General features: G+C 36.6%; 7 protein-coding genes. 4 read left to right on the top strand and 3 right to left on the bottom strand.

Annotated elements, in window-relative coordinates:
* Window positions 1-455: 455 nt before the first annotated feature.
* Genes ACFFIX_RS23810 through ACFFIX_RS23800 form a run of 3 tightly spaced genes read left to right on the top strand, consistent with a single transcriptional unit; the run spans window position 456 to window position 2,519 of the window.
* A complete protein-coding gene (locus tag ACFFIX_RS23810) occupies window positions 456-1,190 on the top strand; it encodes an anthrax toxin lethal factor-related metalloendopeptidase (protein WP_378938517.1) in 735 nt (244 codons plus the stop codon).
* A 55-nt stretch (window positions 1,191-1,245) separates the two neighbouring features.
* The gene (locus ACFFIX_RS23805) at window positions 1,246-2,040 is read left to right on the top strand and encodes a thymidylate synthase (protein WP_378938515.1); all 795 of its coding nucleotides are present in this window, start codon (window positions 1,246-1,248) and stop codon (window positions 2,038-2,040) included.
* Entirely contained in the window at window positions 2,037-2,519 is a 483-nt protein-coding gene (locus ACFFIX_RS23800) for a dihydrofolate reductase (protein WP_378938513.1), read from the top strand. The genes ACFFIX_RS23805 and ACFFIX_RS23800 overlap by 4 nt, the downstream gene beginning before the upstream one ends.
* 73 nt (window positions 2,520-2,592) lie before the next feature.
* On the opposite strand, the gene trhA is transcribed toward ACFFIX_RS23800, so the two are convergent.
* Together trhA and ACFFIX_RS23790 are read right to left on the bottom strand one after the other, a co-directional pair.
* Entirely contained in the window at window positions 2,593-3,234 is a 642-nt protein-coding gene (trhA, locus tag ACFFIX_RS23795; protein WP_378938511.1) for a PAQR family membrane homeostasis protein TrhA, read from the bottom strand.
* Window positions 3,235-3,269: 35 nt separating this feature from the next.
* Window positions 3,270-5,318 (bottom strand): sigma-54 interaction domain-containing protein, encoded by a 2,049-nt coding sequence (locus ACFFIX_RS23790; RefSeq protein ID WP_378938509.1) that lies wholly within the window; start codon window positions 5,316-5,318, stop codon window positions 3,270-3,272.
* Window positions 5,319-5,478: 160 nt separating this feature from the next.
* Here ACFFIX_RS23790 and iadA point away from each other — a divergent pair, with 160 nt between their 5' ends.
* Window positions 5,479-6,654 carry a beta-aspartyl-peptidase gene (iadA, locus tag ACFFIX_RS23785; RefSeq protein ID WP_378938507.1) on the top strand — a complete coding sequence of 392 codons (1,176 nt, stop codon included), beginning with the start codon at window positions 5,479-5,481 and terminating at the stop codon, window positions 6,652-6,654.
* A 61-nt stretch (window positions 6,655-6,715) separates the two neighbouring features.
* On the opposite strand, the gene ACFFIX_RS23780 is transcribed toward iadA, so the two are convergent.
* Entirely contained in the window at window positions 6,716-6,940 is a 225-nt protein-coding gene (locus tag ACFFIX_RS23780; protein WP_378938505.1) for a hypothetical protein, read from the bottom strand.
* Between the last annotated feature and the right edge of the window lie 61 nt (window positions 6,941-7,001).

The raw sequence follows: 7,001 nt of genomic DNA, 5'->3' as shown, positions 1-7,001 counted from the left end.
AGAGGTCTACTATTCTCTATAATTGCTTCAAATCCAATAAAAAAATCAAAAAGGAGTTCGGAATGAGGCATTCCGAACTCCTTTTGTCTACAAACTGAGACCCGCTCATTTTGAGCGGGTCTTTCTTGAAAGATAAGAAAGTATAAGTTTTTTGTACTTAGTTTTTGTGTCTAGCGCAAGGCGCCATTGGCTCTATGGTCTAAGCCAATCCGTCCAGAAGGTTAAAGAACAACCTTCCGGCCGGCTCGTCTTATGCTTGTCGCCGATAAGCGGGCGCCTTGCGCTTTTCTTATCGTAATTAGAATCCACGAACCGTACAAAATTTTATTCATAGACCCAAAGTCAATGAATCTATGAGACTTTTTATCTACTGAGACTGCCTATGATATGTTATAATATTGATAGAAGATAGAATAATCTAAAAGCTGCGAATTCAACCGAGAGGATGTACCAACATGAAAAATAACCTCCTACTTCTTCTATTAAGTTTCGTTTCCATTCCTATCTTGAATCTCGCTAATACAGCTCCTACTGGTATTCCACTTAGTATGTATTCGTTTAAAACGCTCGAATTATCGTTATCCAAGCCAGTTTTAGGAGAAATTGTGTTACTGCCAAAAGAAACGATAGCAGAAGAAGATGCAGTTTATATGATTAAAAATCTAGAAAAAATAGATCAGCATATTCTAATGCTAGCTGCCGAACAAAATATAAAAGTTAAATTGTTTGACGGGTCTTTAACTGATCAAAAAGGGTTACGAATGTTAAAGAATGAGCGACCAAGAGGGTATGCATCAGATGGCCCGAATTGGCAAGAAGTTCCTGGAATGTATGAAGATCGGATCGTGTACGCGAAAATAGGTCATAGTCAGTACGGAAGAGGACATGGATCAGTATCTTTAGAATTGCATGAATTTGGTCACTCTCTTGATCGTCATGTATTTAACTATGTCAGAAAAGACCCGCTTTTTTTGTCAATTTGGAAGCAAGAAGCCAAAAGTCTATTTGAAAATAGAACCTATTTTATAAATTTTCCAGAAGAGTACTTTGCTGAGTCATTTGCGATGTACTATTTAAGTGAAGCTACTAAAGACCTGTTGTTCAAGAAAGCTCCATTAACGTATAAGTACATGAATTCGCTTGAGACTCGTGCATTAGAAAGAGCGAATAAAAAGTATGTCCTACACTGATAAGTATCGATGTGGTAAAATACAGTTGGATTAACTGTAAAGGGTGTGTACATAAATGAAGCAGTATTTACAATTGTGCCAGCACGTACTTGATAATGGTGTAAAAAAAGAAGACCGTACTGGAACGGGAACAATAAGTACATTTGGACATCAAATGAGATTTGATCTCCAAGATGGGTTCCCTCTAATAACGACAAAAAAAGTGCATGTAAAATCGATTATTCATGAGTTACTTTGGTTTCTTCAAGGTGATACAAATGTCAAATACCTTCAAGACAATGGGATTAGAATTTGGAATGAATGGGCGGATGAAAATGGTGAATTAGGTCCGGTGTATGGTCATCAATGGCGATCATGGCCTGCTGGTGATGGTCGTACGATCGATCAAATTTCCAACATCATTGATAGTATTAATAATAGTCCAGATTCACGCAGATTAATTGTGAGTGCATGGAATGTCGCGGATGTTGATAATATGGCATTGCCGCCTTGTCATTGCTTCTTTCAATTTTACGTTGCGGATGGAAAACTATCATGTCAGCTCTATCAAAGATCAGCAGATGTTTTCTTAGGTGTTCCTTTCAATATTGCATCCTACGCTTTATTGACGATGATGGTAGCACAGGTAACTAATTTAGAACCAGGTGAGTTTATCCACACATTTGGTGATGTACACATTTATACCAACCATTTAGAACAGGTAAAGCTTCAAATGGACAGAACACCTAAAGCTCTTCCAAAAATGATTCTTAACCGTAAAGTTTCGTCAATCTTTGATTTCAACTATGAAGATTTCAGTTTAGAAGGGTATGACCCACACCCACACATTAAAGGGGTAGTGAGTGTATGATTTCCTTATTAGTTGCTAGAGATGAAAATGGTGTAATTGGAAATAACAATCAACTTCCATGGCATTTACCTGCAGATTTAGCTTATTTTAAGAGAGTTACAATGAACCATAAAATTATTATGGGGAGAAAAACATTTCAATCAATTGGCAGAATATTACCTGGTAGAGAGAATATCGTCTTAACTAGAGATCCCGCATTTTCCTATCAAGGCTGTACGGTACTTCATTCAATTGAAGAGATGTTACAAAAATACGAACACCTAAATGAAGAGATCTTCGTCATTGGCGGTGCTGAGATTTTTAAAGAAGTACTACCTCATGCTAATCGATTATATATAACCGAAATACACCATGCTTTTGAAGGTGATACTTTCTTTCCGGATATCAACTCTTCGGAATGGAGAGCTATCTCTAAAGAGGCGGGAGTTAAAGACGACCGGAATCCGTATAATTATGAATATGTTGTTTATGAACGATAAAAAAAGCGAGTGTTTCTCTAGTAATCCTAGTAGAAAGCACACGCTTTTTTGTTTTATGGTAAAGCCTTTCTTATTAGGGTAAAAGATATAGCAAAACCGCAAAGAAATGAGTGGTACTTGCGGCTAGAACGAAGAGATGCCAGATAGCATGGTGAAATTTGAAGCCTCTCCATACATAAAATACTGCTCCAACGGTATAAAGAATTCCTCCAACTGCTAAGAGAACTAATCCTTCGTAGGGGACATTTGCAGAGATTTCATTCCAAGCAAACACGATTAGCCACCCCATTACAACGTAAAGAACGGTTGAGAAGAAAACATATTTTTTTACGAAAAAAGCTTTAAAAACAGTTCCACCGATTGCGAGACCCCAAACAATGCCAAACAAAGTCCAATCAATCCATCCTTTCACCGCGATGAATAAAAACGGCGTATAGGTACCGGCGATAAAAAAATAAATTGCAGAGTGATCTAGTATCTCAAAAACATCCTTTGCTTTTCCAGGTGGAAAACTATGAACAAGTGTAGAGGATGTGTATAAAAGAACCATTGTTACACCAAATAAAGTGAAACTTACTACATGCCAAGCCGTTCCGTACAAAGAAGAAAATACAATTAGTAACACAAGGGCAGCGATACTTAAAAGACCACCTATACCATGTGTAATTGAATTTGCTATTTCTTCACCTTTTGAAAATGTATGTGTGTTAGCCATAATGAGTCTCCTTTCGCGCATTAAATTATGAATTGCTAAATTGATTTTAGGTTTTCTTTCAATGATATTAGGAAATCTATTCCTTCTAAGGTAATTTTCGTGCCAGCACGACCTCGTCCTTTTGTAATATAAAGATGCTTTTCTAAAAAGTCGAGTCGATGTCGTACTTGCTGAGTTGTTAAAGGTATCGGTAAAACTTTACTGTTATCAGCGATCATTCTTCGACTAGCTGGCTCACCTTTTTCGTTACTTTGTTTGATTTCGCCGAGAATAAACATATACTCCTGTTTATCCATTAATGTTAGTTGGATAGGCTCTGAGTTTGTTTGTTTCTTTTTTACCTTTACCTTCTGTATCCGGTCCTTTGGTATGTCGTGGAGCTGAAGAGATCTCCCATCACAAACGGTTATCATGTAATCTAATGTATTTTTTAGTTCTCGTATGTTTCCAGGCCAATCATAGTCGGTTAGTGCGTCAACCACTGCTCCATCAACACGAAATAATTTGCCACTTTCCTTAATAAAATGGGTAATGAGTAACGGAATATCACTCTTTCTGTTTTGCAACTCTGAGAGACGAAGTGATAACACGTTTAATCGATAAAACAGATCTGGTCGAAAGGTACCTTCTGCTAGTTGATTTTCTAATATTTGATTTGTTGCAGAGATAACGCGCACATTGATTGAGATAATTTTAGAACCACCAATTCGACGAATTTCATTTTCTTGAAGAACACGTAATAATTTTGATTGCAGAGTAGGGTGTAAATCTCCTATCTCATCTAAAAATATCGTTCCCCCATCTGCTAGCTCAAATAGTCCTTTTTTTCCACCTTTTTGTGCATCAGTAAATGTTCCTTCTTCATAGCCGAACAATTCACTTTCGAGCAAGCTATCAGAAAGTGCACTACAATTAACTGCTACAAAAGGAGCATTTTTACGCTCAGAATGTTGATGAATGCTGTGTGCGAAAAGCTCTTTGCCGGTACCGGTAGCACCTTCAATTAGAACAGGTAAGTGAGATCGTGATAGTTTTTTTGCGACAAGAATTGCCTCTGTAATTGTGCTGTCTTCCCCGACAATGTCGTTAAAGTCATATTTTGCAACAAATCCGTTTTGATTTTGTTTTTTTCTCGCTGACTTTTCCATTTCCATTGTATCCCGAAGCGTTTTTACGGTGACAACCGTCGTTTTTTGCTGTAAAGAATGATATTTGTATACAATAAGATCCAGATTATCTATTGTGAAAAATTGTGTTTTCTCTTCATCTTCAAGAATGAATTTTATAAGACCTCCATCGCCCAGGGCTTCATTCAAAGAACCGCCAAGCACTTTATCACCTTGTACGTTAAAAAGTTGCGCTAGCTTATCGTTAAATACTGTAATTATTCCATCTTCTCTAACAGCAAGTACACCATCATCAACTGAATTGACCACGTGCTGTAAGTGCATACCTAATTTGATTGCATCTTTCTCTGAATTCAGTAATTTGCGATTTAAATTAACAAGACTTCGTAAGTATTTTTGAGAGATGATCGCCGAAATCTCTTCAAGCTTAAAAAGTTTTACTAAATAGAAAACAGTTGAAATATCCAGTAAACGAACACCAATATTCATTTTGTTTTGAACATATGAAGGAATTAAATCCATCTCACCAGGAGAAATGGCGATGTCTACTGTTTCATAGAACCATTTCTTCTCAGAAAATGGAGTATAATTTAAGTGATCAATACCAAGATGCTGTAATGCTTCTATTAGTTCTAATGTAGTCTCAACTGTATCGTTAACAACGAGGACGCTAGAGTTTTCTGGGATTAGTAATATTTGGTCAATATTTTCGTAATTTAGCGTACGATTTGCAATAATTATTTTAGTAAGGGCTGGGTATTTGTTTTTTACCTCATCATAAACACCTTTTGATGAGAACAGAAATGTATCACTGTCATTTGCTGTTGAGAAAAAATCTTCTCCGATTGTATAGCTAGTAATCGTAACGTAATCTCCTATTAATAGGTATAGTTGGTTTGTTAGTGCATGTTTTGTTTCGTTTGTACCACATACAAGTACTAACGTTTGTTTTGTCATTTTCAACCCCCGTAGAAGTAATTGGTTTTATTATAACACCCAATTACAACTAATTAAAACCATTAAATTTATTAATGGTGAAAAAGGCATGGTAGAGGTATTTTATCATGGCATGATAATTGCATAATAAGTAGAATGCTTTTTAGAAAAGGAGAATAAAATGTTAACGCTAATAAAGAATGGAGAAGTTTACAGTCCAAAGCCACTTGGGAAAAGAGATCTTCTATTAGTAGGAGACAAAATTGGTTACATATTAGAACCGAATACATTGGAATTACCAAAACAATTGAATGTAGAAATCATAGATGCTTATGGAAAAATTATTTTTCCGGGGTTTATCGATGCTCACGTTCATATTATTGGTGGGGGAGGAGAAGGCAGTTACCGGACAAGGACGCCTGAAATTCAGTTAACAAATGCTACTACAGCCGGAATTACAACGCTTATAGGGGTGATTGGAACTGACGGGACAACGCGAACAATGACAAGCTTAATCGCTAAAGCGCGAGCTCTTGAAGAAGAAGGAATCACATGTTACGTCCATACGGGGAGCTATCAGGTGCCGGTAAAGACACTAACTGGGAAAATTGAAGATGACTTGATATTAGTTGACAGAATCATTGGTGCAGGTGAGATTGCGATAAGTGATCATCGTTCTTCACAACCAACTATAGAAGAAATAGCGAAAATTGCTTCAGCAGCGAGGATTGGTGGTATGTTGTCAGGGAAAGCTGGTATTGTAAACATTCATCTAGGTGATAGCAAATCAAAGTTGTCTCTTTTAGAAGCAGTTGTCGAAGTAACAGATATTCCGATTAAGACGTTTCACCCTACACATATTAATCGCAACTCTGACTTATTTGAGGCAGGTATAGCTTATGCCAAAAAAGGTGGTTATGTAGATTTCACAACAAGTACTGTACATAAGTTTTTACAAATGGGTGAAGTGAAGTGTAGTAGGGGCTTAAAAAGAATGCTGGATGCAGGTGTTGCGATTGAACAGATTTCCTTTACCTCTGACGGGCAAGCAAGTCTTCCTGAATTTAACGAGGATGGAGAATTGATTGGTCTTCAAGTAGGTGATGTATCTTCTTTATATAATGAAGTGAGAGACGCCATTCTACATGAGGGAGTGGAAATTGAACATGCAATAAAGGTCATTACTCAAAATCCAGCAGCGATACTAAAATTGAAAAATAAAGGAACCATTGAAATTGGGAAAGATGCAGACCTCGTTTTAGTTGATAAAAGTAGTCTAACGATCGATACAGTAATTGCAAAAGGCAAGATTATGGTGAAAGAAAAAGAAATTCTTGTTAAAGGAACTTTTGAGTAAAGTACATACTTAAATCATAGAAAAGTTCTCGAAAATGATCTTCGGGAACTTTTTCCTTTACTCACATAGAAGCTTGGTTCAAAGAGGCTAGCATAAAGTTATAGTGATTTTTATTTTTAAAATCATCAGCACTCCAATTTTTTTTTACCCATTGTAGTAATTCTTCGTTACTATTAAAAACTTCACCGCTTGTATCTGCATCTCGAATCATATACCGTCCATTATCAGGATCGGCTACAACTAAACAAGGGATAGCGCTTTCATTGCTTATTAATTCAAATTCCACTATCGTTCACCTCCAGTGATAGTTTTTTCATCAAAAACGTTTCTATCCATAAAGGTTATCC

This window comes from Metabacillus herbersteinensis (assembly GCF_042433335.1).
Taxonomy (GTDB): Bacteria; Bacillota; Bacilli; order Bacillales; family Bacillaceae; genus Metabacillus; species Metabacillus herbersteinensis.
This window is presented reverse-complemented; position numbering and strand designations above follow the sequence as displayed.

What these genes read in the sequence shown, in the direction of transcription:
- ACFFIX_RS23810 (WP_378938517.1), top strand. Translation starts at nt 456, where the DNA reads ATGAAAAATAACCTCCTACTTCTTCTATTAAGTTTCGTTTCCATTCCT.
- ACFFIX_RS23805 (WP_378938515.1), top strand. Translation starts at nt 1,246, where the DNA reads ATGAAGCAGTATTTACAATTGTGCCAGCACGTACTTGATAATGGTGTA.
- ACFFIX_RS23800 (WP_378938513.1), top strand. Translation starts at nt 2,037, where the DNA reads ATGATTTCCTTATTAGTTGCTAGAGATGAAAATGGTGTAATTGGAAAT.
- trhA (WP_378938511.1), bottom strand. Translation starts at nt 3,234, where the DNA reads ATGGCTAACACACATACATTTTCAAAAGGTGAAGAAATAGCAAATTCA.
- ACFFIX_RS23790 (WP_378938509.1), bottom strand. Translation starts at nt 5,318, where the DNA reads ATGACAAAACAAACGTTAGTACTTGTATGTGGTACAAACGAAACAAAA.
- iadA (WP_378938507.1), top strand. Translation starts at nt 5,479, where the DNA reads ATGTTAACGCTAATAAAGAATGGAGAAGTTTACAGTCCAAAGCCACTT.